The sequence below is a fragment of the Aliivibrio sp. A6 genome (assembly GCF_028765505.1).
Classification (GTDB): domain Bacteria; phylum Pseudomonadota; class Gammaproteobacteria; order Enterobacterales; family Vibrionaceae; genus Aliivibrio; species Aliivibrio finisterrensis_A.
Genome location: NZ_JARACR010000002.1, coordinates 233,698 through 259,561 on the forward strand (window position 1 = coordinate 233,698; position 25,864 = coordinate 259,561).

The window sequence follows — 25,864 nt, forward strand, 5'->3', positions numbered from 1 at the left end:
AACCTATAACCATATTGGTTGATGAGAGGAGGAGTTATCACCTTCACCCAAAACCATCACTTCATTGAGACTAATAATACCATTCATTGCTAGCTCCATCGCTGAGGCTAATAATGGTTTGTAATCTGGGTTTTCTCGTGCTTTTTGAGCAAATTCTACTGCATTATTTCCCCGCAGTGCATCCATCATGGGTTGATCTAGCTCTAATAGTTCAAAGACACCAATTCGGCCACTGTAGCCTGTTAAGTTACAACTTTGACAACCAGCGCCCTTTCTAAATGGAACCGAAGCTTGATTTGGAAAGCGGCTTTGCACCCATTGCAAACGTGATTCATCTAGAGGATCGGGGGCTGAGCACTCTGTACACACTTTTCTTACCAAGCGTTGAGCCAATACCGCACGAACCGCACTAGCAACAAGATAACCCGGGGCCCCCATATCCATCATACGAAGCGCACTATCAACAGAGTCATTGGTGTGCAGAGTTGATAATACTAAGTGGCCTGTTAATGCTGCTCGCAAACCAATCTCAACCGTTTCCTGATCACGCATTTCACCAATAAGAATGATATCTGGATCCTGGCGTAGGAAGGTTCTTAAAATTTTAGAGAAGGTTAGATCTATCTTGCTGTTTACCTGAACTTGGTTGATACGTGGTAATCGATATTCTACTGGGTCTTCAGCGGTGATGATCTTTTTACTTGGTTTGTTAAGCTCACTTAATGCACCATACAATGTCGTCGTTTTGCCCGAACCTGTAGGCCCCGTTACTAAGATCATGCCATGAGGGCGGCCTAACTGCTTACGTAAACGAACCAAAAGATGATCAGGAATTCCTGAATATTCTAACTCTCGAACCCCTGAGGTTTGATTAAGCAGACGCATAACAACCGATTCACCGTATTGCACAGGCATAGTAGATAAACGAATATCCACTGACTGACCACGAGATTTAATATTAAATCGCCCATCTTGAGGCAAACGCTTTTCAGAGATGTCGAGATTCGCCATTAGTTTTAAACGCAATACTAATGCTGGCGCAATGTTGACTTCATTAAGTAGGGTTTCGTGCAATATGCCATCAATACGCTGACGAAGTCGTAATACTTTATCATCAGGCTCAATATGAATATCTGAAGCTCCAACTTGGACCGCATCTTCAAACAATGAGTTAATCAACTTTACAACGGTAACTTCGTCATTATCACTGTCTGATATACCAAAGTTAAAGTCGTCCGTCTCTTGGTGCTCTGAATGCAACTGCTCTGCAAATGAAGCTATCTCTTTAGTTCGACGATAAAAACGATCAAAGCTATCGACTAATTGTCTTTCTGAAGCGATAACCATCTCTATTTGATATTGTTGAAGCTGAGAGAATAGGGCTTCTTGAGCAGAAAGATCGGCTGGATCACTCATCGCAACACGAATAGTATTGCCATGCTGACTAAGTACTAATGCTCTTAAGCGACGCGCATGAACTTCTGGCAGTAGTTGCACTGCTGCTGCATCAATATCTGCACGGCTTAGATCCACCAAAGGCACATCTAATTGCTGAGATAAGAAAGTTAGCATTTGCTTTTCGGTTAAGAAACCAAGCTGAATAAGCGTGGCACCCAGCTTACGGCCAGTTGTTTTCTGTGCCGCTAGCGCCTGCTCAATCTGTTGTTCAGTAACAATGTTTTCTTCGACTAATAAATCACCAAGTCTTTTTCTTAACTGAAGACGCATTATTCATTACCTTCCATTGTTTCTAATAACTTAATTCTATCTCGAACGAACACTTGAGAAGAGCGTGATAAACCTGGTGTCGTTAATGCCACTTTATAAGTTTTCAAGGCATTTTTAACTTGTGCATTCCTCTCATACACAATAGCTAACCCTAGCCACCAACGACCATTATCTGGATCTGTCGCTACCAACATTTGGTAACTTTCTTCAGCTAAGTCCATCAATTTTAATTTTTGAGCTAAGCCACCACGCGTAGCTAAATAATCGACAGACGCTCCTAAAGGTATATATTCTAATGCAGAGAGTGCGGCTTCTGGCTGCTCCTCTTTTTGCAATAAACTGGCTAAAGCTAAACGTAAGTCAATACTGTCATTATTTAACCTTATGCCTTGTTGTAAGATAGCTGCTGATTCCTGAATCTCACGTTTACCATAAAGCAAAGCCGCTAGTTTTTTACGAGAATCTTCATCACTAGGTTGGTATTTCAATACTCTATAATAAGCTTTCATCGCAGTATTAAAATCAGAGTTATCTAGGGCTTTTTTTGCTGCGTCACGATTTCTCTGAGCCAGTTCAGAAGGCAGAACCTCGACTTCTTCAACGTGTAATTGCTCTTGAGGTTCAGTCTGACTAATAGCCTGTTCGCGAGGTGTATCTGGAACAATAGACACCTCTTTAGCTTTCGTTGGCGTTGTGTCGCTATTTACAACACGTATCGAACTTTCTTCTACTTTCGGTAATTCGATATGATGGCTTAAGGGTTTCTCATCAATATTTTCATTCAAATATATACGACTAACTTCTGAGGTAACAATTTTTGCCGTTGGTGAATTGACTGGTAAATAAGAGCCTTTAGAAAGTTCTGAATGTTCAACAACGTCCTCTACAATCATCTCTGATACTTGATGTTCATTATTAATGGCATTTGGAGTATTACTCAGTGTTGCCCACCCAATTAAACACAATGAACTCATTACACCAATAGCAAAAAAGAAAGGCGCTTTAAATTTTGATTCAATATTAGGAACGTCAGCTTGAGATAGAGATGTTTTCCTCTCTATGTCTACATCTTGTTTTGTTATGTTTAACAGCGCTTTATTTGTGGCACTCACAAGGCTCTCCAACCCCAAAACTTGGGAAAATAGTGCTTGGGTTTGATGGTATCAGTTGTATCTATAATTGCATTAAATACCGCTTTTTTAGATACTTTATCCAATTGCTCAACAAAAGAAATAAGTAACGCTTTATGGCATATTTGATTAATCAATCGAGGAACGCCACTACTCGCACACCAAACCGCTTTCATTTGAGCTAGGGTAAATGGATTGACTTGAGCCCCCGACTCTTTCATTCGATAAGTAATATAAGCGACCGCTTCATTTACATTAAGTGGGCGTAATTTTGCTGAAAAAGTAATTCGTTGTCTTAATTGTCGTAGATGATGCTGCTGTAAGCGCTCGTCTAATTCAGGCTGCCCAAATAGTACAATCTGAAGTAACTTAGTGTAATCCGTTTCTAAATTACCAAATAAGCGTAGGGTTTCTAGCGCTTCATCACTCAAGGCTTGTGCTTCATCTATAAATACTACTGCGCTCTTTCCTTCCGCTTGAATATCAATCAATTTCTCATGGATAAGCTCAGTTAAAGCAGTACCATCTCCCTCTTGCTCTAGCCAGAGCTCTTTGGCTAATGCTTGCCGTAGCTCTCGTCCATTCATAACAGGATTAGGCAAGTAGAGTAATTCGACATTCATAGGAAGTTGGCTCATCAACATTCTGCAAACAAGCGTCTTTCCTGTCCCAATTTCACCTGTCACCTTAATGACGCCTTCCCCCATTGAGATGGCTGACAAAACGGTTTGAATCGCCTCATAGTGAGGCGGTAATCCATGAAAAAGAGAGGTATTTGGCGTTAACGTAAAGGGAAGCTGTTTTAAGCCAAAATGTTGCTCGTACATAAAAGTAGTCGCTACTCGTCAGGGAACCATTCTTGTAATAAATCACGAGAACGCTCTAACTCTTCTTGCCAAGTATCCACACCAACCACCGTTGGTTTTAATAAAATAACTAACTCGGTCTTCTGAGTTAACTTACTTACGTTACGGAATAAATGGCCTAATGCTGGAATATCCCCCAAGAATGGAACTTTAGATACTTGGTCAACGGTTTGGGATTTCATCAAACCACCAATAACCACCACATCCCCACTTTTCGCTCGAATAACCGAATCTGATTCACGAATTGAACTTTTCGCTAATGGTAATTGAAGTACGCCACCTACATCACCAAGATCTATCTCTTTAATTTCATTCTCAACATCGATAACGGATGGGTGAACATGCAGCATCACGTTACCTTTATCATCAATCTGAGGCGTTACATCTAGTGAAATACCCGAGAAGAATGGCGTTAAAGTAACTTCTGGTGACGCATTTGAATTATCACCACTGCCTGTTACGCTTGATACTTCTGTGACGTAATACTCGTCACGCCCAACCTTAATCACTGCTTTTTGGTTATTAGCCGCTGTCACTCTAGGACTTGAAAGAACGTTCAAATCACCCTGAGTATCCATGAAGCTTAAAACAGCATCAAAGTTACCATCAGAAATCTTAATATTGGTTTGACCGCCAAGCAGTGTTCCAATCGCATCCATTCCGGGTAAAACACCCGCGGTGGTACCCGCCGTTTGGCTAAGTGAAATATCAGTACCGCCAATTGATGCGCTTAAATTAGTCCAATTAATACCTTGTTGATAGCCATCACTTAAGGTTACTTCTAATAATTTTGCTTCTAAAATCACTTGGCGCTGTAAACGTTTGTGTGAGGTCGATAAAAATGCTTTCACCTTACGTAATTCATCCGGAGAAGCGGTAATCGTCACGACACTCGCCTGAGGTGAAACTACGACACTACGACCTGAACCATTGCCGATCATCACTGAAACCGCTTTCTCTAACTCTTTCCAGAAATCACTTTCACTAGTGGTTTCAATTTCTGTTCCACCTGTAGCTGAAGATGATGAGCTATTGTTTGAATTTGAACTTGAATTATCACTATTGTTTGATGATGAATTACCTTCAGAATTCGTGATAGAGCCGGTTGTTATTGTCGTTAGTGAACGGCCTTTACGAGTAAGCTGTAAATAATCAACAGGAATTGTTTCTGTGCGGATAGTCGCAGGGTAAACTTGTAATATTTTATCTGACTTTACAATTTCATAGCCATATAAGTCTTCAACAGAAGAGAGTACTTCATCTAAGGTTACATCGTTAACATTCATCGTAATACGACCAGAAACTGCTGGATGTATTACTACACTGTATTCTGTACCTTTCACTAAACTGGTAAAGAAAGCCTTTGCATTAACACCATTCGCCTTAACTCTAAAACGCTTCACTGGCTCTTCAATTTCAACAACTTTCGCGTTGAGCTCAGGCATCAGATCTGCCTGGACAGATGCAGGCAAATCGACAAGTAACTGACTGCCATTATCATTAATAGACTTATCTAAGGTTTGTTTAATTTCAACAGGATCTCGATGACCCATTGAGCATCCTGTTAATGATGCAACCATTAATCCAATGATGACATTACATACTTTCATTACTGCAAACCTTAATTCTTAATATTTTGTGAAAATAGAGAAAGTTGCCACGTTTTACCAGAACGACCAATAGAAACGCTATCTTCACGAATCGCTAATAAGGTATATCCTGATACTTTGTCGCCTTTTTTCATTGATTTATCATCTAATACGGCATAACAATCATTTGTACCACTGCAACTAATCGCTTGCAGAGATGGGAAGTAATGACGCTTTTTAGTCACCACTTTCTTTTTAGCTACAGGCTTAGTCCAACTTAATGGTTCAGTAGGATCGTGCCCTTCAATGCTATCTGAAGCAAACATAAAGCTTGAAAATAAAGCCAATAAAATAAGAAAAACCTTCATATTAACCGCCGATAAATCCTTTACTTGAACCAAGTGTATATACTTCAATCGTTAGCTCTGCAGTTGGGTATTTCTTAACTTCATAACGGAAGTTTCTCCAATAATACTTAACAGGTAACGCTTCTAAACTTGATAGATACGTTTCTATATCAAAGTAGTTACCTGACAACACTAATTTAACCGGATGAATGTAATAACCCGCCTTATTATTCTCATCAAGTAAGCGCTCTGAAGGCTGCGTACTCATAGATATTAAGGTTAATTTTGACGACTGCTGTAATACTGTTTCTAAAAGCTGAGCCATCTGAGTAGGAGAAACCAATGCAGCAACTCGATTAGACAATAATTGAGCTAAATCTTGGCTTTGTAACGTTAAATCTTGATACTGCTTGTCCACTTCAACATTTGGGTCTTTTTGTAAGCGAAAGTGAGCTAACTCAATTTGCTGTTTTAACGATGTAATTGAATTAGTTACCTGATAAGTTTCACGCTCAGCCTTCTGCTTCGCAACAAGCGCTGGCTCAATAAATAGACTAAATGAGATAAAAATGACCGCGAACCAACCAACCAGAGTAATAAGTATTTTTTCTCGTTGTGAAAGTGCAAAAAATGCATCTTTGGCTTTAATCCAATGCTCCATTATTTTTCCTCTGTCGCTTTAGTGTTTAAAACAAACGACACCAAGCCTTTCTCATCGGTTTTTATGTCTAATTGATTAAACGTTCGACCAATAAGATGCAATTCATTTTCAAAGCTCTGTATCCAATTTGGTACCACATCTGGTGTTCGAGCATACCCAACAAAATTTACATCTTCTCCTGAAATATAAATTTTTGTTAACGATATATTCCCTTTACCAAGCTGAGCTAAGCTACTCATCACACCGGAATAACCAATTTGCATTCCTTCATCAAAGTTATCGATAACTTTTAATGATGACTTCTTAGATTCAATATCTTCCTGTAAGCGCTTAATTGCTGCTAATTTTGCCGCGGATGGTTTATGACTTTCAATCTGACTGTTCAAGTTACCCAGTTCTTGCTGATAACTCTGCTCTTGCGAAGATAATACAGTGAAGTGACTTTCTAACTGGTTCAATTGCCACTGATAATAGCCTGTAATCATACCTACAACAGCAAGACCTACTCCCCAACTAATTATCACATTTTGTAACGTAAAGTGATCGACTTTAGGCTTCAGTCTGTCGTTATATAAGTTAATGTCAGGCTTATTAAATAACCCTAACCAGCTTAGTACTTCACCAGAGCGAAATACTCTTGGCTCATCGACCAATAAAGATGCGACTTGTACACCAAGACGCTTTTGTAGTTCAGCAGAAAGTTCAGCATCATCTTCATCATCACAACGGAAATAAAGGTGATTAATATTAACGTCGTGCAGTTGTGCACTTAAGTAATCTAAAGAACGCTGTAATTCCAAAGCTAAACTATCAAGCTGAAAGCTATTAGATAGTTCGCCAGTTAATGGGGCTGTAATACCACGTAATGAACGGTTTAAATGTAAATTACCTTCATTAAAAGCAAGCAACTTAAATTCAGCAGAAGCACTGTGACTTAATAACATGAAGCTATTTTGTTCTGGTTTAGCGTATTTCCACACTAATTCATCAGGCGTCACGTTAGATATCTGAATTGAAAGTGGTTTTAATAACTCAAGAATCGTTTCTATTACTGAAACCTGAGAAATATAAACCTGCATTTTCCCGTTGGTAATATCTACACCATCAGCAACGATATCAGAGACTCTATCACTAATTAAATCCTTCACTAAAAAAGGCAATGCACCTGGCAGTTCTTCTTTAAGGATATTTGGGTTTTCTATTTGAAAGGATTGATATAAATGAGAACCGATGACAATATTTACACAGCAGTCAGATAAACCCATCTTTTGGCAAGCGCTAACAAGCGAATCTCTCCACGCTTGGGGCTGACTAACAGGCATAAAAACTTGCTCTTTAAGCGCTTTATTTCCACCACTTTTTGCAATGTAAATACCGCCTTGCAATATCACAATTGATGCTGTGACATTGACTGAACGAGATAGCTTCAGTTTTTTAAATGCATCCATTATCTTCATCTACTGCTAGTCTCTTATCTCTCACTTTATTTACAATGCTCTCAGAAAAAGCACAATTCGCGCAATCATACAACATTCTATTCTTTTCTGATATGCTGTAATTAATAAAACACGAAAAACTTACTTTTCCCAACGACTCCTTCTTTTAGGTATTGATAGCTTTTCTTTATGATGGAACAAGGCCGTTTCTGCTTCAAAAATTCGCCCTTGAGCACCTTCAACACCAAGCTCTTTTATTACTTTTAATTCTTTTTTATTTTCAATACCTACAGCAAGAACTTGCGAACCTGTATTTTCGCAAGCACCTAATAAACTTCTCACAAACAATTGGTTTTCATATCGTTGAGGGATATCCTTCATCAAACTGCGGTGCAATTTAATGTAATCAACGTTTAAATCCTTAATATAGTGAGTGCTCACTATTGTCCTTCCAGCTTGCTCTACAATTAACTGACAACCAAAGCTTTTTATTAACTTTGCTACTGGTCTTACCGCATCTAAGTAAGTGACTACTTGCCCTTCAACTAACTCAAAACTTAACCGCTGCAGTTGAGCTCGAGGTGTTTGTAATAGTCGATTTCGTAACTGCCTAATAAATCCTGAATTTTGTAAACTTTTAACATGCAAGTGTACAGAAAAAGAATGCTGCGAAAATTCAGGATCACTAAGTAAAGGGAAAACTTGTTTTAACACGGCAGCATCTAGCTTAATTTGATACCCTACTTGTGCGATCGCAGGTAGAAATCGAGAGGCCTTGATTTGCACACCATTCTCATCTTTAATTCGAGAAAAAAGCTCTAAATGAAGCGGATTAAGATCAGCACCATCAAATAAGAATGTTGATTGCTTATATAGAATTAATTGATCTTGAGAAAAAATAGCATCAAACAAGTTTCTCCAGCGCACACTTCCTAAACTTTCAGTTAGTTGCTGCTGTTTTTTAAACAATGACCAGCTATTATTATTTTGTAATAATGCACTACGATGAGCCATATCAAGCTCATCCATCAAGCGACCTCGCCTCTCCCCACTCACATACATACTGACACCAATATGGCACCAATTATCAATATCTAGGCTTTTAGGTGGAATAATTTTTTCTATCACTTTTAAACATTGTGAAGCTAAAACTTTTGCTTCTTTTAGTGATTGCTGTGGAATAAGAAGAGCAAAATCAGATTGATAATAGCGAGAAAGAACACTGTCACTGTAGCGTTGCATTACATTGTTTAATTGCTTGCCTATCTCGACAATGAGTTCATCTCCAACTGCTTTTCCACTTTCTTCAATTAATTCTTCCCAACCATTAATACGTAATAATAAAAGAACCCCTTGGCTTTCTGATTCTTGCAGAGTTGACTCTAACTTACTGTCAAATAACACTCGATTTGCCGAACCTGTAAGTTGATCCAGGAAGGTATGCGTACGTATAAATGTATCAAAACGGCTACGCTCCTTTCTTGCATCTTTCAGCTCAGCAATCACGTTATCAAGAGCCAAGCTTGCTGTTGCTGGCCATTCTTCTTCATTACCTATAGCGTAATCATCTAGCTTTCCAGCCAGTAGCATACGCCCACGTTCTTCTAATAATTCTGAACCATGCAGTTGTTTTCTTAACCAAACTACCCCCCACAATAATGAGACGATAATTACGGCAATCGCAGCTGTAATTGAAAATAACGCCCCTAAAGAATAAGTAAAAGCACTATAAGGAGGGACGGATTTGAAAGTAATGGAATAACCTTTATTCAGCTCTAAAGGCAGTGTTTTTTGATATAGTAAATTATCATCAGGCATAACCGCTAAGGTTTGAAAAGAGTAAACGACGCCAGTGGGTGAAGATAGCTCCATGCTTACTACACTGCTTGCCTTTAATAATTTAGGTAGCCATTTAGTCATTGATTTTGCTTCCTCTGGCTGAAGAAGCTCTTCATCAACAACATTAACGACACCAATTAAATAGTGCTCAAGATATTCATTACCTATCTGCTTAAATGAGATCGTCCCACCAATAAATAAAATAAAAATAGCGGCTGAAACCATTAATGTTACAAACGAAATTAATCGGTTACTCAACCGTAAACTAGGGGTTTTTCTCATTAAACTTTTCTTCCTTGAAAAAGTTGGCTTTGAATCATGCCACAATTTAAAATGTAAATTTTTGAACTATCTCTAAGTCCGTATTCAGATGTAATACAAATATCTTACTTAAGTTCTTTATGATACGAAGCTTCAGTAACAGAATGATGAATCGCTAAATTAGTAATAAACTTCTGACTTAACAATAAATATCACTGATTGATTAGATTACTCATTATAAAAAAAGCCTCGTTAAATTCGAGGCTTTTTCTATCTATAACAACATTACTCTTAAGTTCTAGAACGGAATGTCATCATCAAAATCCATTGGCGGCTCATTGTATTGAGGTTGAGGTGCTTGTTGAGCTTGCTGCTGAGGCGCTTGTTGTTGCTGTTGAGGTGCAAAATTATTCTGCTGAGCAGGCTGTTGAGGCTGGCCCCAGTTACCTTGCTGTTGCTGTTGACCACCAGCAGGTGCGCCTTGGCCACGGCCACCAAGCATCTGCATTACGCCATTAAAACCTTGAACTACAACCTCTGTAGTAAAACGGTCTTGACCACTTTGATCTTGCCATTTACGCGTTTGAAGCTGGCCTTCAACATAAACTTGAGAGCCTTTACGTAAATATTCACCAGCTACTTCTGCTAATTTTCCGAATAAAGCAACTCGATGCCATTCAGTTTTTTCACGTTGTTCACCAGTTGCTTTATCACGCCATGATTCAGACGTTGCAATTGTAATGTTTGCTACCGCACCGCCACTTGGCATGTAACGGATTTCAGGATCTTGCCCTAAGTTACCCACAAGAATAACTTTATTAATACCACGGCTGGCCATAGTTTGCTCCAGATAGATTAGAGGTGAATATTCATATCACCCGGTTATATATACAGTAGTCTTCAGTCTAACACGTTCAAGGTTATTTCTGATACCCCTAAAGATGGAATCCATTTCATAACCTCCTAAAATAGAGACACAGTTAAAGAGTTCTAACAACTTACCCCGCTAAAAAGCTTAGATCACTCTTTTAATTACAATGGGTATACTTAGTATATTCGTTTCGCTATTCTTACTTTGTACGTAATCAAATCAACCATTAGAATTCATATTTTCCATAATGCCTCATTTGGTGTGTGGAATGGGGTTAAAACAGCACCTCAGTCTTAATATTAAGCCTAGTTTTAACTAATATTCATAGATGAATCGCATTAATGGCTACACGAGATGATTGTTTTACTCAAAGCGCTTCATTTCATTATGTTTAATCGCTAAACTGCATTCATAATGATGAGGCTCAAAGGGCTTTCAACGAATTTAAAATATTGTCTATCTAGGACTCAGTGATGATCAAAAAATGTCTTTTCCCTGCCGCAGGCTACGGCACTCGCTTTTTACCAGCAACCAAATCAATGCCAAAAGAGATGATGCCAGTGGTAAACAAACCTCTGATTGAATATTGTGTAGAAGAAGCTATTAATGCTGGTATGGACGGGATCTGTATTGTAACAGGTCGTGGTAAGCACTCTTTAATGGACCATTTTGATAAAAACTACGAGCTAGAACATCAAATTAGTGGCACAAATAAAGAAGAGTTACTGGAGGATGTGCGCGAACTGATCGACGCGGCTAACTTTACCTATATCCGCCAACGAGAAATGAAAGGTTTAGGTCATGCTATTCTTACTGGCCGTGAGTTAGTCGGTGATGAACCATTTGCAGTAGTACTTGCTGATGATTTATGCGTAAATGAAGAGCAAGGTGTTCTTTCTCAAATGGTTGCGCTGTATAAACAATTCCGCTGCTCTATTGTGGCAGTAGAAGAAGTGCCAGACGACGAAACTCACAAATACGGCGTAATTGCTGGTGAAATGATCAAAGACGATTTATATCGTGTAGACAACATGGTTGAAAAACCAGAACCAGGTACTGCACCAAGTAACCTTGCGATTATTGGTCGCTACATTTTAACTCCTGATATTTTTGAGATTCTAGAAACCACAGAGCCAGGTAAAGGTGGTGAAATCCAAATTACGGATGCACTACTAAAACAAGCTCAATCAGGTTGTGTTCTTGCCTATAAATTTAAAGGTAAGCGTTTTGACTGTGGTAGCGTTGAAGGTTACATCGAAGCAACTAACTACTGCTACGAGAATGTTTATTTAAAAGATAAAAAATCTTCAGAATTAGCAAAACAGGCTACAGGTAAAAAGTAAAACCTCTACATGCCAGTATATAAACGCCTTGTGATACATCTCAAGGCGTTTTCATTTCCCCCGATACTATCTCCAATTTAATAAAACCACTGTTTTTTTACCCAGTACCTCTTTGTTGTTTTGATACTCTGTGCAATACTTATCCTAGTTATTCTTTAAAGCAGAGAGACATTTCCATGGATAAAATTGAAGTTAGAGGGGCAAGAACCCATAACCTAAAAGACATTAGTTTAACTATCCCAAGAGATAAGCTAACCGTTATTACAGGGTTATCTGGTTCAGGAAAATCCTCTTTGGCCTTTGATACTTTGTATGCAGAAGGTCAGCGACGCTATGTAGAGTCTTTATCTGCATACGCTCGTCAGTTCTTATCATTAATGGAAAAGCCAGATGTTGACCACATTGAAGGCCTATCTCCTGCTATTTCTATCGAACAAAAATCAACATCTCATAACCCTCGCTCTACTGTCGGAACAATTACTGAGATTTACGATTATTTACGTCTTTTGTATGCTCGTATTGGTGAACCTCGCTGTCCTGAACATCATGTCGAACTAACCGCACAAACCATCAGTCAAATGGTTGATAAAGCGTTAGAGTTGCCAGAAGGCACAAAACTCATGCTATTGGCTCCAATTGTGAAAGAGCGTAAAGGTGAGCATGTTAAAACCTTAGAAAATTTAGCTGCCCAAGGGTTTATTCGTGCTCGTATTGATGGCGAAGTGTGTGATTTATCCGATCCACCAACGTTGGAACTTCATAAAAAACACACCATAGAAGTGGTTGTTGATCGTTTTAAAGTTAGAGATGATCTAAAACAGCGCCTTGCTGAATCTTTTGAAACCGCTTTGGAACTGACAGGTGGTATTGCGGTTGTCGATTATATGGATGATACCAAAAACGAACCTCTGATTTTCTCAGCTAACTTTGCATGTCCACATTGTGGTTACAGCATGTCAGAGCTTGAGCCACGCCTCTTCTCATTCAATAATCCAGCAGGGGCTTGTGGTACTTGTGATGGTCTAGGCGTTCAACAATATTTCGATGCCGACCGCATTGTTCTAGATAATAAATTAAGTATTGCTGAAGGAGCGATCAAAGGTTGGGATCAAAAAAACTATTATTACTTCCAAATGTTAGGTTCATTAGCCAAGCATTACGGATTTGATCTTTTCGCACCATTTAAATCACTATCAAAAAAATTCCAAAGCATCATTCTTAATGGCTCTGGTTCAGAAGAAATTGAATTTCAATACAGTAATGATCGCGGAGATCTTCGTGTTAAACGTCATCCTTTTGAAGGAATACTAAATACGCTTGATCGTCGTTATAAAGAAACAGAATCAAGCTCTGTGCGTGACGACCTATCAAAGTACATTTCAACTCAATCATGTTCAAGTTGTCACGGTACTCGCTTACGTTTAGAAGCTCGTAATGTATTTGTTGGTGACACAACATTACCTGAAATCTGTGAGATGAGTATTCAAGATTCAATGGCCTTTTTTAGTTCACTAGAGCTAAAAGGACAAAAAGCTCAAATAGCAGATAAAGTAATGAAGGAGATTAATGAACGGCTGCATTTCCTTATCAATGTTGGTTTAAATTACCTTAATTTATCACGTAGTGCTGATACCCTTTCTGGTGGTGAAGCACAGCGCATCCGCTTAGCAAGCCAAATTGGTGCCGGTTTAGTTGGTGTTATGTACGTTCTTGATGAACCTTCTATCGGTCTTCATCAACGAGACAATGAACGCCTATTAAAAACCCTTAATCACCTTCGTGATCTTGGTAATACCGTCATTGTGGTGGAGCATGACGAGGACGCGATCAGAAGCGCCGACCATATTATTGATATTGGCCCCGGGGCAGGGATTCATGGTGGGTATATTGTGGCTGAAGGTGATTACCAAGCTATTATTTCGAACCCAAATTCACTAACAGGCCAATACTTAAGTGGTGCTAAAGAAATCGCGATACCTAAAGAGCGCATCAAAGCCGATCCGAAAAAACAGGTTGAGTTAATTGGCGCGACAGGCAACAACCTAAAAAACGTGACATTAAAATTACCTGTCGGTCTTTTTACTTGTGTGACAGGGGTTTCTGGTTCAGGTAAATCTACACTGATTAACGATACCTTCTTTAAAATTGCTCATACCCAATTAAATGGCGCGACGACATCAGAGCCAGCACCCTATAAGAAGATCAAAGGGATCGAGCATTTTGATAAAGTTATCGACATAGATCAAAGCCCAATAGGCCGAACACCTCGCTCAAACCCTGCGACTTATACTGGTATTTTCACTCCAATTCGTGAGCTGTTTTCTGGAACGCCTGAATCTCGATCTCGTGGTTATAAACCAGGCCGCTTTAGCTTTAACGTTCGCGGCGGTCGCTGTGAAGCGTGCCAAGGTGATGGTGTCATCAAAGTAGAAATGCATTTCTTACCTGATGTTTATGTACCATGTGATGTATGTACAGGTAAACGATATAATCGCGAAACACTAGAGGTAAAATACAAAGGCAAGAGTATTGATGAAGTTCTTCAAATGACGATTGAAGATGCTCACTCTTTCTTTGAACCAGTACCTGTTATCGCTAGAAAGCTACAAACCTTAATGGATGTAGGGCTGTCTTATATTCGTTTAGGGCAAGCTGCGACGACACTATCTGGTGGTGAAGCTCAACGGGTTAAACTAGCTCGTGAACTATCAAAGCGAGATACAGGGAAAACGCTTTATATTCTAGATGAGCCGACAACAGGTCTGCATTTTCACGATATTCAGCAACTATTGAACGTCTTGCATCGCTTACGTGAGCGAGGCAATACCATTGTCGTGATCGAACATAACCTTGATGTCGTTAAAACTGCTGACTGGATTATCGACTTGGGGCCAGAAGGTGGACAAGGAGGCGGAGAGATCATCGCAGAGGGAACACCTGAAGATGTTGCATTAGTTGAGGGGTCTCATACGGCACGCTTCTTAAAACCAATGCTAAAGTAATAAAATTAAGCCTTTTATTGCTTGGATCAGATAGAATAAAGCCAGCATTTTGTTGGCTTTACTTTTATTCTCATGCTCGTAATAAGGAATTAATGAAACATGGCAACGCTACTCACTCAAGGAACATTATTAGAAGCTAGAAAGATTAAAAAACCATTAACTAAATCCTATCTATTCAGCTTAAGTGTTCTTTTCTTTGTTTGTGCTCATTTTTTCCAACCCAACCCTGGAGGTTCAGGGCTACACCTAGCATTCAATGCCGCCTCTTGGATCCCTGCAAGTATTGCAATCGCAATTGCCTTATTTCATACAGCAAAACAGGGACTAATTAAATATTCGACCTTAACTCTGGTTTTATTGTTCGCTGTTAGCTTACTTTCCCTTCCTCTGTTCTATCACGATGCCTCTCCTCAATTAGCTTTAGGGAAGTTTTTAGGTTTATGGGCTGGGTTACTTTTCTTCATTACTCTGCAACAATTCGCCTTTTCAAATAAACAGAAGCAGTGGCTCTTGTGGTGTATTATCGGTTCAGTGTTAATCGAAGCAGTTTTTGGCTATATCCAATACCTTTTTCTAAAGGAAGGGAACAGCTTGGGTTATAACGTTATAGCAAATCGCCCTTACGGTATTTTTCAACAACCCAATGTAATGGCAAGTTTTCTAGCGACAGGGCTAGCTATCGCCTCTTACTTCCTTGCTCGACAACCAATTAAATACCGTGAAAATGTTATTGCACTCACTCTACTTTATGCAACGATCTTATTTACCTTACCACTGATCGTCGTATTAGCGTCTCGTACAGGTTGGCTAGCGACGGTTTTCAGCCTTATTTTATTAACGCCATACATGTGGAAATATTGTACAAAACAACGTTTCTTTTCTTGGGTATTAGCGTTAATTATTGGTTTTAGTGGTAGCTTTGTTTTATTTAACTTATCTCAAGATAATTTATCTAAAGTATCATTAATTAGTCAAAAAGCGGATCTAGAAAGTCCGAGACGATATACCTTTCCACAAGCTCTAGACATGTTTTTAGAAAAGCCGATTACCGGTTATGGTTATGGTAATTTCGAGGCTGATTACACCCTATATACAGCAAAACAACACCAAATTTCATCAAGCTATAAACCTGGGTTGCCTTCAATGGATCATCCTCACAATGAAGTATTATACTGGGGCGTAGAAGGTGGTATCGTTGCAATATTAGGTTTGTTAATTGCCGCGGGAGGAGTGTTACTCAAAATACGAAAAAGCAAACTAGATACACAATTTGCTTTGCTCGCTTTAATTGCTCCGATCTTTATTCATAGTCAATTAGAGTATCCATTTTACCACTCTATGCTGCACTGGTTTACATTCATCATTCTTCTGTTCTGGATAGATCAACTAAGCTGTAAATATAAAAAGTACCGCATTAGTGATATCAGTAAAATAACATTACGAGTCAGCTCATTAGTACTGCCAATTGTCACTGCTTTTTATATGCTTTCAACACTTCACACGAATTGGGTTTTAACTAAATTTGAAACGACTCGACCAATGAACCCTGATATTTTAAATCAAGTAACTAATCCTGTGATTTGGGAAGACAGATTTAATTGGGATGTGTTATCTGCTCAACTATCCATTGGGATAATGAATAAAAAACCAGAACTGATCACGCCTTATATTACTTGGTCAAAAGAACTGATTAAAACCAAGCCAAGACCAGCCTTTTATCAAAACCTAATCATTGCTTATCAAGCTTTAGGCGAAGAAAAAAGAGCAGAAGATATTAGAAGAGAAGCCATTTTTCTCTTTCCAAATAACAAATTTGAATTGGTACAACTCGACGAAAAGTTACGTCAAAAATAAAATCATAAATAAAGACACAGTAAAAAGCCGCTACGTTTTTAGCGGCTTTTGTATTTGTAACCTAAAGAACGTCAGATAATGCTTTTAAACATAATGCGACATTTTCTTTTTTAGCTGCATACCCCATCAAACCAATACGCCAAGTCTTTCCGGCTAAATCGCCCAGCCCTGCGCCAATTTCTAAATTATACTCATTCAGTAATCGACTTCTAACTTCTACATCGCTAACACCTTCTGGAATATAAACGGCATTAAGCTGTGGTAAACGATATGCTTCATCAACCATAAACTGAATACCTAGCGATTCTAATCCTTCTTTTAATTCTTGATGATAAAATGCATGTCGACTCCACGCGGCTTCTAATCCTTCATTTTTAAGCATCAACAATGATTCGTGCAATGCATACAAACTATTTACAGGCGCAGTATGGTGATAACTTCGTTTTCCTTCACCACTCCAATAAGACAGGACTAAGCTTTGATCTAAGAACCAGCTTTGCACAGCTTTAGTTCTTGATTTCATCTTATCGACTGCTCGCTTAGAAAACGTCACAGGAGATAAACCAGGAGTACAAGATAAACATTTTTGAGAGCCAGAATAAACCGCATCTAATTGCCACTTATCAACGAGTAATGGTACACCACCTAACGACGTTACTGCATCAACAATAGTTAAGCAGCCATGTTGACGCGCAAGAGTTGAAATGGATTCTGCATCACTTAATACACCAGTTGATGTCTCTGCATGCACAAAAGCGACGATCTTAATATCTGCATGTTGCAGTAAAGCCTCTTCAACTTTATTTAGTGAAACTGGCTCACCCCATTTATCATCGATAACAATCGCAGTTCCACCACATCGCTCAACATTCTGACGCATACGCTCGCCAAAAACACCATTACGACAGACTAAAACTTTTTCGCCTTCTTCCACGAGATTAACAAAACAAGTTTCCATTCCTGCACTTCCTGGTGCAGAAACCGCAATGGTAAACTCATTTTTTGTTTGAAATGCATACTTAAGTAGCTCTTTTACTTCATCCATCATTTTAATGAATAGAGGATCTAAGTGACCAATCGTTGGGCGACTTAATGCCTGCAATACTTGTGGCGATATATCAGAAGGTCCAGGTCCCATAAGGGTTCTTTTTGGTGGGATAAAACTTTGCATCATTCACTCCTTGAAATATAGGGTGTTTAAAGAATAGACACAATAATAATTAAACTCAATTAGACGAAGTAATTAGAGTGACTTAACTATAGAAAATAGCCATAAAACACTTATATTTACTTTAAATCGGAGAAATACAAATAAATACATTACTATTGATTGACATTTGTTTCATAAAAAAGCACATTGTTAACATATGTTTTGTTATATAAAACATACACAGAAGAGGAGCACTGCCTAGGTAGCTTTATTTGTGGAGCCCAAACTCCCAAACAAATAAGTGAGGGAGAGCAGTGCCGAGATAATCTTGATTGGGAAAAGATTATCGATCGTACAGGCTGAATCCTTACGATTGCCACTTAATTTTAAGTGGAGAGCTTCTAGCAGCTATTTATTTTTTGCTATGACTCTTCACATTTATTTCCACATTGGATGTAGTCGGGAGACAGGAAAGTGAACCCTATAAATGTTGCTAAATTTGGCGGAACAAGTGTTGCAAATTTTGAAGCAATGAGCCGCAGCGCTTATGTCATAGAACAGAACCAAAATACTCACCTTGTCGTTATCAGTGCTTGCTCCGGAGTCACTAATCTTTTAGTTGAACTCGCAAATGGCACACAAGATAACCAAAGAAAAAAAGTAATCCTCTCTGAACTCAAGTCCATACATTTTTCAGTATTAGACCAACTTTCCGATCCCATTTACCCTGAAAAAGCCATTCTTGAAATCCTTGATGATATAGAAAAAACGGCTGACGCTGCGACTTTCCAACCTAGCGATAAACTTACTGACCACCTTGTCGCGTGTGGTGAGTTAATGTCTACCCACCTTTTTACTCAACTATTGATTGAACGTGGAAATTCTGCGGTTCGCTTTGATATTCGAACCGTACTACGCACCGATTCAAAATTTGGTAAAGGTGAACCTCAACTTGAAGAAATTACTCGTTTAGCTCGAGAAAAACTGATACCTCTATGTCAAAAACATATCGTTGTAACGCAGGGCTTTATTGGCTCAGATAGCCAAGGGAGTACAACAACATTAGGTCGAGGAGGCAGTGATTACAGTGCCGCTTTGATTGCAGAATCAGTGAATGCATGTGGATTAGAGATTTGGACCGATGTTCCGGGTATTTATACAACCGACCCACGTATTGCCTCTGCTGCCTCACCAATCCCTGAAATCAGTTTCAGCGAAGCCTCTGAAATGGCAAATTATGGGGCTAAAATATTGCACCCATCAACCCTATTGCCAGCACTTCGCCATCAAATTCCGGTATTTGTTGGTTCATCAAAAGAACCAGAAAAAGGCGGCACATGGATTAAACAACAGGTAAATAGCTCTCCACTATTTAGAGCGCTAACCCTACGCTGCAATCAAACCATGGTGACATTACATAGCCCAAATATGTTTCATGCTTACGGTTTCCTTGCCGAAGTGTTTGAAATTTTGGCAAAATACCAAATATCTGTAGATTTAATTACAACTTCCGAAGTCAGTGTTGCTCTCACTCTTGATCAAACAAACACCAATGGCAAAGCACCTGAATTGCCACCAGAAGCACAGCAAGAACTTGAAGAACTTTGCACAATCGAAATAGAACACAATTTGTGCTTAGTTGCGCTCATTGGTAATCAAATGAGTCACTCTAAAGGCTCAGCTAAACAAGTATTCGGTACTTTAGAGGATTTCAATTTACGTATGATTTGTTATGGTGCAAGCCAACATAATTTATGCTTTTTATTAAATGAATCAGACTCAAAACGTGCAGTTCAAGTTCTACATAAAGAGTTATTTGAATAAATAGAACTAATTTAAATAAGGACCTGACCATTTATACCAATCTACATAAGTATTTGATCATTCTTGCTTGTTAAAATCGATTATATCTGCGTTATACCTTTCTCTTGCAAAAATTAGGTGTAATTAGAACCACTAGTTACTGTAATTTATGCCTTGCTCTAATCGATTTTTCCTACGCAATTATCTGATCAACTATTTATCCAGAATGGTATTACACTTGAATAGATATCAAGTGTATAAACTAAAAATCCCATTAATAGATTTATTAATGGGATTTTTTTATTTTAAATTTAAAAAGAAATTAGTTTAAATTTGGACCTAACCATTTTTCAGTCTCTAACATGTCCCAGCCTTTTCTTTCCGCGTAACTCTCTGCCTGATCTTTTTGGATCTGAGCTATCGCAAAATAACGAGAATCAGGATGAGAGAAATACATACCAGAAACAGAGGCTCCCGGCCACATAGCGTAGCTAGAAGTCAACGACATTCCTATTGCTTCTTCAACATCCATCAACTCCCACAATGTCCCTTTTTCTGTATGCTCAGGACAAGCTGGATATCCAGGTGCAGGACGAATACCTTGATACTTTTCACGGATAAGATCATCATTTGAAAGGTCTTCATCTGGAGAATAGCCCCAAATATCTTTACGTACTTCTTTATGCAAATACTCGGCAAACGCTTCAGCTAAACGGTCAGCAACGGCTTGGATCATAATGGCATTATAATCATCACCTTTGGCTTTATAGTCGTCTGCAAGCTCTCTTTCACCAATGCCACCAGTCACAGCAAAGCCACCTACCCAATCGGCCTTTCCGCTCTTTTTCGGTGCGATATAATCAGATAAACAATAGTTAAACCCTTTTGGTTTTTCTGTTTGTTGACGTAAATTATGTAGTACTTTCAATACCTCAGTACGTGATTCATCGGTATACACTTCAATATCATCATCAACACTGTTGGCAGGAAAAAGAGCACACATTCCTCGCGCTTTTAGTAAGCCTTCTTTTTCTACACGATCCAATAGATCATTCGCGTCTTTATATAAACGCTTCGCTTCTTCACCCACCTCTTCATGCTCTAAAATTGCAGGGTATTTGCCCATTAAAGACCATGTCATAAAGAAAGGAGTCCAATCAATATATTGGCGTAACGTCGCAACATCCATATCATCAATAATATGTACACCCGGCTTTACAGGTACTGGAGGCGTGTAGTTTACCCAATCAATATCGACTTTGTTTGCTCGCGCTCTTTCTAGTGAAACGGGTTTTGTTCGTGGTGTTTTACGATTATGTTGATCACGTACACGCTCGTAATCTAAATCTAATTTTTCAACAAATGCAGGTTTCAATTCATCAGAAAGTAATGAGGTACATACGCCAACCGCACGAGAAGCGTTGTTAACATAAACCACAGGCTGAGAGTAATTTTGTTCTATCTTAACGGCAGTATGTGCTTTAGAGGTTGTTGCTCCACCAATTAAAAGTGGCAAATCAAAGCCTTGACGCTCCATCTCTTTAGCCACATGAACCATCTCATCAAGTGATGGGGTAATAAGACCAGAAAGTCCAATAATATCGACGTTCTCTTCTTTCGCAACTTTTAGAATTTTCTCACAAGAAACCATCACGCCAAGATCAATGATCTCATAGTTATTACATTGAAGAACAACCCCAACGATATTCTTGCCGATATCGTGTACGTCACCTTTCACCGTTGCTAATAAGATTTTGCCATTGGTTGAACCGACATCTTTCGTGGCATTAATAAAAGGTTCTAAATGCGCTACGGCTTGTTTCATCACTCGCGCAGACTTAACCACTTGAGGAAGGAACATTTTCCCTTCACCAAATAAATCACCCACGACGTTCATGCCGTCCATTAAAGGACCTTCGATCACTTCAATAGGGCGAGCTGCATTGACTCGTGCTTCTTCTGTATCTTCAACAATGAAGTCAGTTATTCCCTTCACTAAAGAATGTTCAAGGCGTTTTTCTACTGACCATGTTCTCCATTCTAAAGCCGATTTATCTTCAACCTTTCCGACCGCTCGTTCTAGATATTCTGTTGCCATATCAAGTAAGCGTTCTGTTGAATCATTACGACGGTTAAGTACGACATCTTCTACCGCTTCACGTAAATCTTCAGGTACATTATCGTAAATTTCTAATTGGCCTGCATTTACGATACCCATATCCATACCGTTCTTAAAACAGTGATATAAGAACACGGCGTGAATAGCTTCACGTACGTAATTATTACCTCGGAATGAGAATGATACGTTAGATACGCCACCTGAAATCATGGCATGGGGAAGCGTTCTTTTTATATCAGCTACGGCTTCAATAAAATCAACAGCGTAGTTATTATGCTCATCGATCCCCGTTGCAACAGCAAAGATGTTTGGGTCAAAAATAATGTCTTCTGGTGGGAAACCAATTTCATCTACTAAGATGTTATAAGCGTTAGTACATATTTCTATTTTTCGCTCACGCGTATCCGCTTGGCCGACTTCATCAAAAGCCATCACAATCACAGCAGCACCATAGCGACGGATTAGCTTAGCTTGTTGTAAGAATTTTTCTTTACCTTCTTTAAGCGATATTGAGTTAACAATACCCTTGCCTTGAATACATTTAAGTCCAGCTTCGATAACTTCCCATTTAGAAGAATCAACCATTACAGGAACTTTAGATATCTCAGGTTCTGAAGCACACAGGTTTAAGAATTTAACCATACACGCTTCAGCATCAAGCATCCCTTCATCCATATTGATATCGATGATTTGAGCTCCGTTTTCTACTTGCTCACGAGCAACACTCAATGCTTCATCATATAGCTCTTCTTTAATTAAACGTTTAAAGCGAGCAGAGCCGGTAACATTGGTTCTTTCACCGACATTTACAAAAAGAGAGTCTTTTTCAATAGTTAGTGGCTCTAAACCCGATAAACGACAAGCAACAGGAAGTGTCGGTAATTGACGGGGTTTAACACCTTCAACCACTTGTGCCATTTGGCGGATATGCTCAGGTGTTGTACCACAACAACCACCAATCAAATTTAGGAAACCACTTTCAGCCCATTCCTTTACATGCTCTGCCATTTCCTCTGGAGAGAGGTCATATTCACCAAAGGCGTTAGGTAAACCGGCATTAGGGTGTGCAGACACGCTGCATTCTGAAATACGAGATAGCTCACTCACATACTCACGTAACTCATCAGGCCCCAACGCACAGTTTAAACCGAATGAGATTGGTTTAACATGACGTAAAGCATTGTAGAACGCTTCGGTTGTTTGACCAGATAAAGTTCGCCCTGATGCATCGGTTATCGTACCTGAGATCATTACTGGTAATGTTATACCCATTTCTTCAAAAACGGATTCTACGGCAAAAGAACAGGCTTTTGCATTCAAGGTATCAAAGATAGTTTCGATAAGAATTAAATCAGAACCACCTCTAATTAAGGCTCGAGTGGATTCAGAATAGGCTTCAACTAATTCATCAAAAGAAACATTTCGATAGCCTGGGTCATTTACATCAGGGGAGATAGAACATGTTCGGTTTGTAGGACCTAAAACACCTGCAACATAACGCGGTTTATGTGGTGTTTTTAATGTCCACTCATCAGCGACTTCTCTTGCTAACCTTGCAGCTTCGAAGTTCATTTCTTCGCTCAGGCTTTCCATATCATAGTCAGCCATTGCGATTGTTGTTGAGTTAAAGGTATTCGTTTCTAAAATATCAGCACCCGCTTCTAAATAAGCAGAATGAATATCCCTGATAATTTGAGGACGAGAAAGCACTAAAAGGTCATTGTTACCTTTTAAATCACAATGCCAATCACTAAAGCGCTCTCCACGATAATCTTGCTCTTCAAACTTATACTCTTGGATCATGGTACCCATACCACCATCTATCAAAAGAATACGTTTTAATAACTGTTGTTCTATTTGAGTTTTTTTATTGCTTCCTGCCACGGTACTGCCTCATCCATAATACGTTTCGTTTACAATCCTATCACACATAGAATAGGAATCTAGACGTCCAAAATGGATTTATTTCTACAAATTAGAAATAAAGTTTGATATTTATCAAATAGAGCGGAAAATGACCTTAATCACATTTTGTTACATTAATAACATATTTAGAGGTTAACCATGTCTGTGTATAACACACTCTGTTTTTTAGCAGCTGCTGCTATGCTAATTGCTTTTATTAATAGCAAGATAGGAAAAATGCAAACTACGATCGCTATCACTGCAGGTTCAATGATGTTATCACTAGGGATCATCATCGCGGGGCAAAATGATTGGTTTAACCTAAGAGAAGTGGCAACCGAAACTTTAACTGAGATAGATTTTGAAGACTTCCTATTAAATGGAATACTTGGCTTCTTATTATTTGCCGGTGGGCTAGGAATCAAATTACAAAACCTGAAAGATCAAAAATGGGAGATAACTGTACTTGCTTTAGGGGCTACGCTATTTTCAACCTTCTTTATTGGTTTTGCGTTATGGGGAATATGCAATCTCATTGGTATTAATCTTGATTTAATCTACTGCTTATTATTTGGCTCCCTTATCTCCCCAACTGATCCTATTGCTGTTCTCGCTATTGTAAAAAAGCTGAATGCTCCACAACGTATTTCAACTCAAATCGAAGGTGAATCGTTATTTAATGATGGTTTTGGCTTAGTTATCTTCGTAACACTATTTACGATTGCTTTTGGCTCAGAAGCGCCAACAGTCGGTAGTGTCACTGCATTATTTTTACAAGAAGCTATTGGCGGTATTATTTATGGGTTTGTTTTAGGTCTAATTTTTCATTATCTAATAAGCTCTACAAATGACCATTCAATGGAATTATTATTAACTATAGGTATTCCAACATCGGGTTATGCCTTTGCTGGTATCCTTGAAGTTTCAGGTCCATTAGCAATGGTTGTATCTGGAATTATGATTGGTAACTGGACACGTTATATTGGTTTTTCAAAAGAAAGTGAAGACCATCTAGATCACTTCTGGGAGTTGGTTGATGAATTCTTAAATGGTGTATTATTTCTTCTTATCGGTATGTCGATGCTTCTGTTTCAATTCCATCAAGAAGACTGGGTATTAATGGCAATATCTATTCCACTAGTACTAGCAAGTCGCTACTTAAGTGTCTTTTTGTCTTATATTAGCTTTAAGCGATTTAGAACCTATAACCCATTATCTGTAAATATATTAACCTGGGGTGGACTTAGAGGAGGTTTAGCCTTAGCGATGGCTCTAGCTATCCCTGCTGGTATTTTAGTTATCCCAGAGAAGAATATAGACGTACGAGAAATCATACTTGTTATGACTTATTCAGTCGTTGTCTTCTCTATTTTAGTTCAAGGTTCTACCATTACAGCAATGATTGAAAAAGCAAAAAAATTAGAAAAAGATACTTAACCTCTATCGCTAGCAAATATTAGTGGAGATGCATTTTATGTATCTCCATTTTTTATACCTATACAATAATCTTCCTAACCTTCTGTCTGAGCTTTTCCAATATAGCGGCTACGTTAACGGGACTTTCTATTAACCTTGAGAGCGACACGCCCCCAGCGTGACTGACCGCTAAGCTCTCCAATAGAAAGCCTAACCAACTGAACTACCACTTCGCGATGTCTATTCTGCATCATTTTACTTTTATTCAGGCGTAAAAAAGCCCTAATCTTTCGATTAGGGCTTTTTCAAATAAGTGATTACGTTAACGGGACTTTCTATTAACCTTAAGAGCGACACGTCCCCCAGCGTGGCTGGCCGCTAAGCTCTCCAATAGAAAGTCTAACCAACTGAACTTGAACTGCCACTCCGCAGTGTCTATTCTGCATCATTTTACTTTTATTCAGACGTAAAAAAGCCCTAATCTTTCGATTAGGGCTTTTTTAGTATAGTGGCGGAGTGGACGGGACTCGAACCCGCGACCCCC

Annotated in this window: 16 protein-coding genes and 1 riboswitch; of the genes, 5 read left to right on the forward strand and 11 right to left on the reverse strand. The window is 38.9% G+C overall.

Features of this window, described 5'->3' with window-relative positions:
• Positions 1-3: 3 nt before the first annotated feature.
• From PVK70_RS02235 to PVK70_RS02275, 9 genes are all read right to left on the reverse strand, one after another.
• The gene (locus tag PVK70_RS02235) at positions 4-1,728 is read right to left on the reverse strand and encodes a GspE/PulE family protein (RefSeq protein ID WP_130046939.1); all 1,725 of its coding nucleotides are present in this window, start codon (positions 1,726-1,728) and stop codon (positions 4-6) included.
• A complete protein-coding gene (locus PVK70_RS02240) occupies positions 1,728-2,840 on the reverse strand; it encodes a tetratricopeptide repeat protein (protein WP_165367114.1) in 1,113 nt (370 codons plus the stop codon). The genes PVK70_RS02235 and PVK70_RS02240 overlap by 1 nt, the downstream gene beginning before the upstream one ends.
• On the reverse strand, positions 2,837-3,685 hold the full coding sequence (locus PVK70_RS02245) for an ExeA family protein (RefSeq protein ID WP_130046941.1): 849 nt from the start codon (positions 3,683-3,685) through the stop codon (positions 2,837-2,839). Before PVK70_RS02245 ends, PVK70_RS02240 begins: the two co-directional genes overlap by 4 nt.
• An 11-nt stretch (positions 3,686-3,696) precedes the next feature.
• Positions 3,697-5,334 carry a pilus (MSHA type) biogenesis protein MshL gene (gene mshL / locus PVK70_RS02250; protein ID WP_130046942.1) on the reverse strand — a complete coding sequence of 546 codons (1,638 nt, stop codon included), beginning with the start codon at positions 5,332-5,334 and terminating at the stop codon, positions 3,697-3,699.
• A gap of 11 nt (positions 5,335-5,345) precedes the next feature.
• Positions 5,346-5,681, reverse strand: coding sequence for a type IV pilus, mannose-sensitive hemagglutinin D (MSHK) (locus PVK70_RS02255; RefSeq protein WP_130046943.1), 336 nt, complete (start codon positions 5,679-5,681; stop codon positions 5,346-5,348).
• A gap of 1 nt (position 5,682) precedes the next feature.
• The gene (gene gspM, locus PVK70_RS02260; protein ID WP_130046944.1) at positions 5,683-6,321 is read right to left on the reverse strand and encodes a type II secretion system protein GspM; all 639 of its coding nucleotides are present in this window, start codon (positions 6,319-6,321) and stop codon (positions 5,683-5,685) included.
• Positions 6,321-7,769, reverse strand: coding sequence for an MSHA biogenesis protein MshI (locus PVK70_RS02265; protein ID WP_242504728.1), 1,449 nt, complete (start codon positions 7,767-7,769; stop codon positions 6,321-6,323). The genes gspM and PVK70_RS02265 overlap by 1 nt, the downstream gene beginning before the upstream one ends.
• 129 nt (positions 7,770-7,898) lie before the next feature.
• On the reverse strand, positions 7,899-9,878 hold the full coding sequence (csrD, locus tag PVK70_RS02270) for an RNase E specificity factor CsrD (protein ID WP_130046946.1): 1,980 nt from the start codon (positions 9,876-9,878) through the stop codon (positions 7,899-7,901).
• Positions 9,879-10,155: 277 nt separating this feature from the next.
• The gene (locus PVK70_RS02275) at positions 10,156-10,695 is read right to left on the reverse strand and encodes a single-stranded DNA-binding protein (RefSeq protein ID WP_130046947.1); all 540 of its coding nucleotides are present in this window, start codon (positions 10,693-10,695) and stop codon (positions 10,156-10,158) included.
• Positions 10,696-11,201: 506 nt separating this feature from the next.
• Here PVK70_RS02275 and galU point away from each other — a divergent pair.
• From galU to PVK70_RS02290, 3 genes are all read left to right on the forward strand, one after another.
• A complete protein-coding gene (gene galU / locus PVK70_RS02280) occupies positions 11,202-12,071 on the forward strand; it encodes a UTP--glucose-1-phosphate uridylyltransferase GalU (RefSeq protein ID WP_274441256.1) in 870 nt (289 codons plus the stop codon).
• Positions 12,072-12,247: 176 nt separating this feature from the next.
• Positions 12,248-15,073, forward strand: a complete 2,826-nt coding sequence (gene uvrA, locus PVK70_RS02285) for an excinuclease ABC subunit UvrA (RefSeq protein ID WP_130046948.1) — start codon at positions 12,248-12,250, stop codon at positions 15,071-15,073.
• Between the two features lie 99 nt (positions 15,074-15,172).
• Entirely contained in the window at positions 15,173-16,927 is a 1,755-nt protein-coding gene (locus tag PVK70_RS02290; protein WP_130046949.1) for a PglL family O-oligosaccharyltransferase, read from the forward strand.
• A 61-nt stretch (positions 16,928-16,988) separates the two neighbouring features.
• Here the strand turns inward: PVK70_RS02290 and PVK70_RS02295 are convergent, their stop codons facing one another.
• Positions 16,989-18,098, reverse strand: coding sequence for a pyridoxal-phosphate-dependent aminotransferase family protein (locus tag PVK70_RS02295; protein WP_130046962.1), 1,110 nt, complete (start codon positions 18,096-18,098; stop codon positions 16,989-16,991).
• Positions 18,099-18,313: 215 nt separating this feature from the next.
• Positions 18,314-18,486, forward strand: a riboswitch (Lysine riboswitch).
• A gap of 65 nt (positions 18,487-18,551) precedes the next feature.
• On the opposite strand from PVK70_RS02295, the gene lysC reads away from it, so the two are divergent.
• Positions 18,552-19,901, forward strand: coding sequence for a lysine-sensitive aspartokinase 3 (gene lysC / locus PVK70_RS02300; protein ID WP_130046950.1), 1,350 nt, complete (start codon positions 18,552-18,554; stop codon positions 19,899-19,901).
• Between the two features lie 301 nt (positions 19,902-20,202).
• Here the strand turns inward: lysC and metH are convergent, their stop codons facing one another.
• The gene (gene metH / locus PVK70_RS02305) at positions 20,203-23,883 is read right to left on the reverse strand and encodes a methionine synthase (RefSeq protein ID WP_130046951.1); all 3,681 of its coding nucleotides are present in this window, start codon (positions 23,881-23,883) and stop codon (positions 20,203-20,205) included.
• Positions 23,884-24,063: 180 nt separating this feature from the next.
• On the opposite strand from metH, the gene PVK70_RS02310 reads away from it, so the two are divergent.
• Positions 24,064-25,341: a cation:proton antiporter gene (locus PVK70_RS02310; RefSeq protein WP_130046952.1), complete on the forward strand. Its 1,278-nt coding sequence runs from the start codon at positions 24,064-24,066 to the stop codon at positions 25,339-25,341.
• Positions 25,342-25,864: the final 523 nt, after the last annotated feature.

Bases quoted from the DNA above. Each gene is read 5' to 3' on its own strand.
- PVK70_RS02235 (WP_130046939.1), bottom strand. From the start codon at position 1,728: ATGCGTCTTCAGTTAAGAAAAAGACTTGGTGATTTATTAGTCGAAGAA.
- PVK70_RS02245 (WP_130046941.1), bottom strand. From the start codon at position 3,685: ATGTACGAGCAACATTTTGGCTTAAAACAGCTTCCCTTTACGTTAACG.
- mshL (WP_130046942.1), bottom strand. From the start codon at position 5,334: ATGAAAGTATGTAATGTCATCATTGGATTAATGGTTGCATCATTAACA.
- PVK70_RS02255 (WP_130046943.1), bottom strand. From the start codon at position 5,681: ATGAAGGTTTTTCTTATTTTATTGGCTTTATTTTCAAGCTTTATGTTT.
- gspM (WP_130046944.1), bottom strand. From the start codon at position 6,321: ATGGAGCATTGGATTAAAGCCAAAGATGCATTTTTTGCACTTTCACAA.
- PVK70_RS02265 (WP_242504728.1), bottom strand. From the start codon at position 7,769: ATGGATGCATTTAAAAAACTGAAGCTATCTCGTTCAGTCAATGTCACA.
- csrD (WP_130046946.1), bottom strand. From the start codon at position 9,878: ATGAGAAAAACCCCTAGTTTACGGTTGAGTAACCGATTAATTTCGTTT.
- PVK70_RS02275 (WP_130046947.1), bottom strand. From the start codon at position 10,695: ATGGCCAGCCGTGGTATTAATAAAGTTATTCTTGTGGGTAACTTAGGG.
- galU (WP_274441256.1), top strand. From the start codon at position 11,202: ATGATCAAAAAATGTCTTTTCCCTGCCGCAGGCTACGGCACTCGCTTT.
- uvrA (WP_130046948.1), top strand. From the start codon at position 12,248: ATGGATAAAATTGAAGTTAGAGGGGCAAGAACCCATAACCTAAAAGAC.
- PVK70_RS02290 (WP_130046949.1), top strand. From the start codon at position 15,173: ATGGCAACGCTACTCACTCAAGGAACATTATTAGAAGCTAGAAAGATT.
- PVK70_RS02295 (WP_130046962.1), bottom strand. From the start codon at position 18,098: ATGCAAAGTTTTATCCCACCAAAAAGAACCCTTATGGGACCTGGACCT.
- PVK70_RS02310 (WP_130046952.1), top strand. From the start codon at position 24,064: ATGTCTGTGTATAACACACTCTGTTTTTTAGCAGCTGCTGCTATGCTA.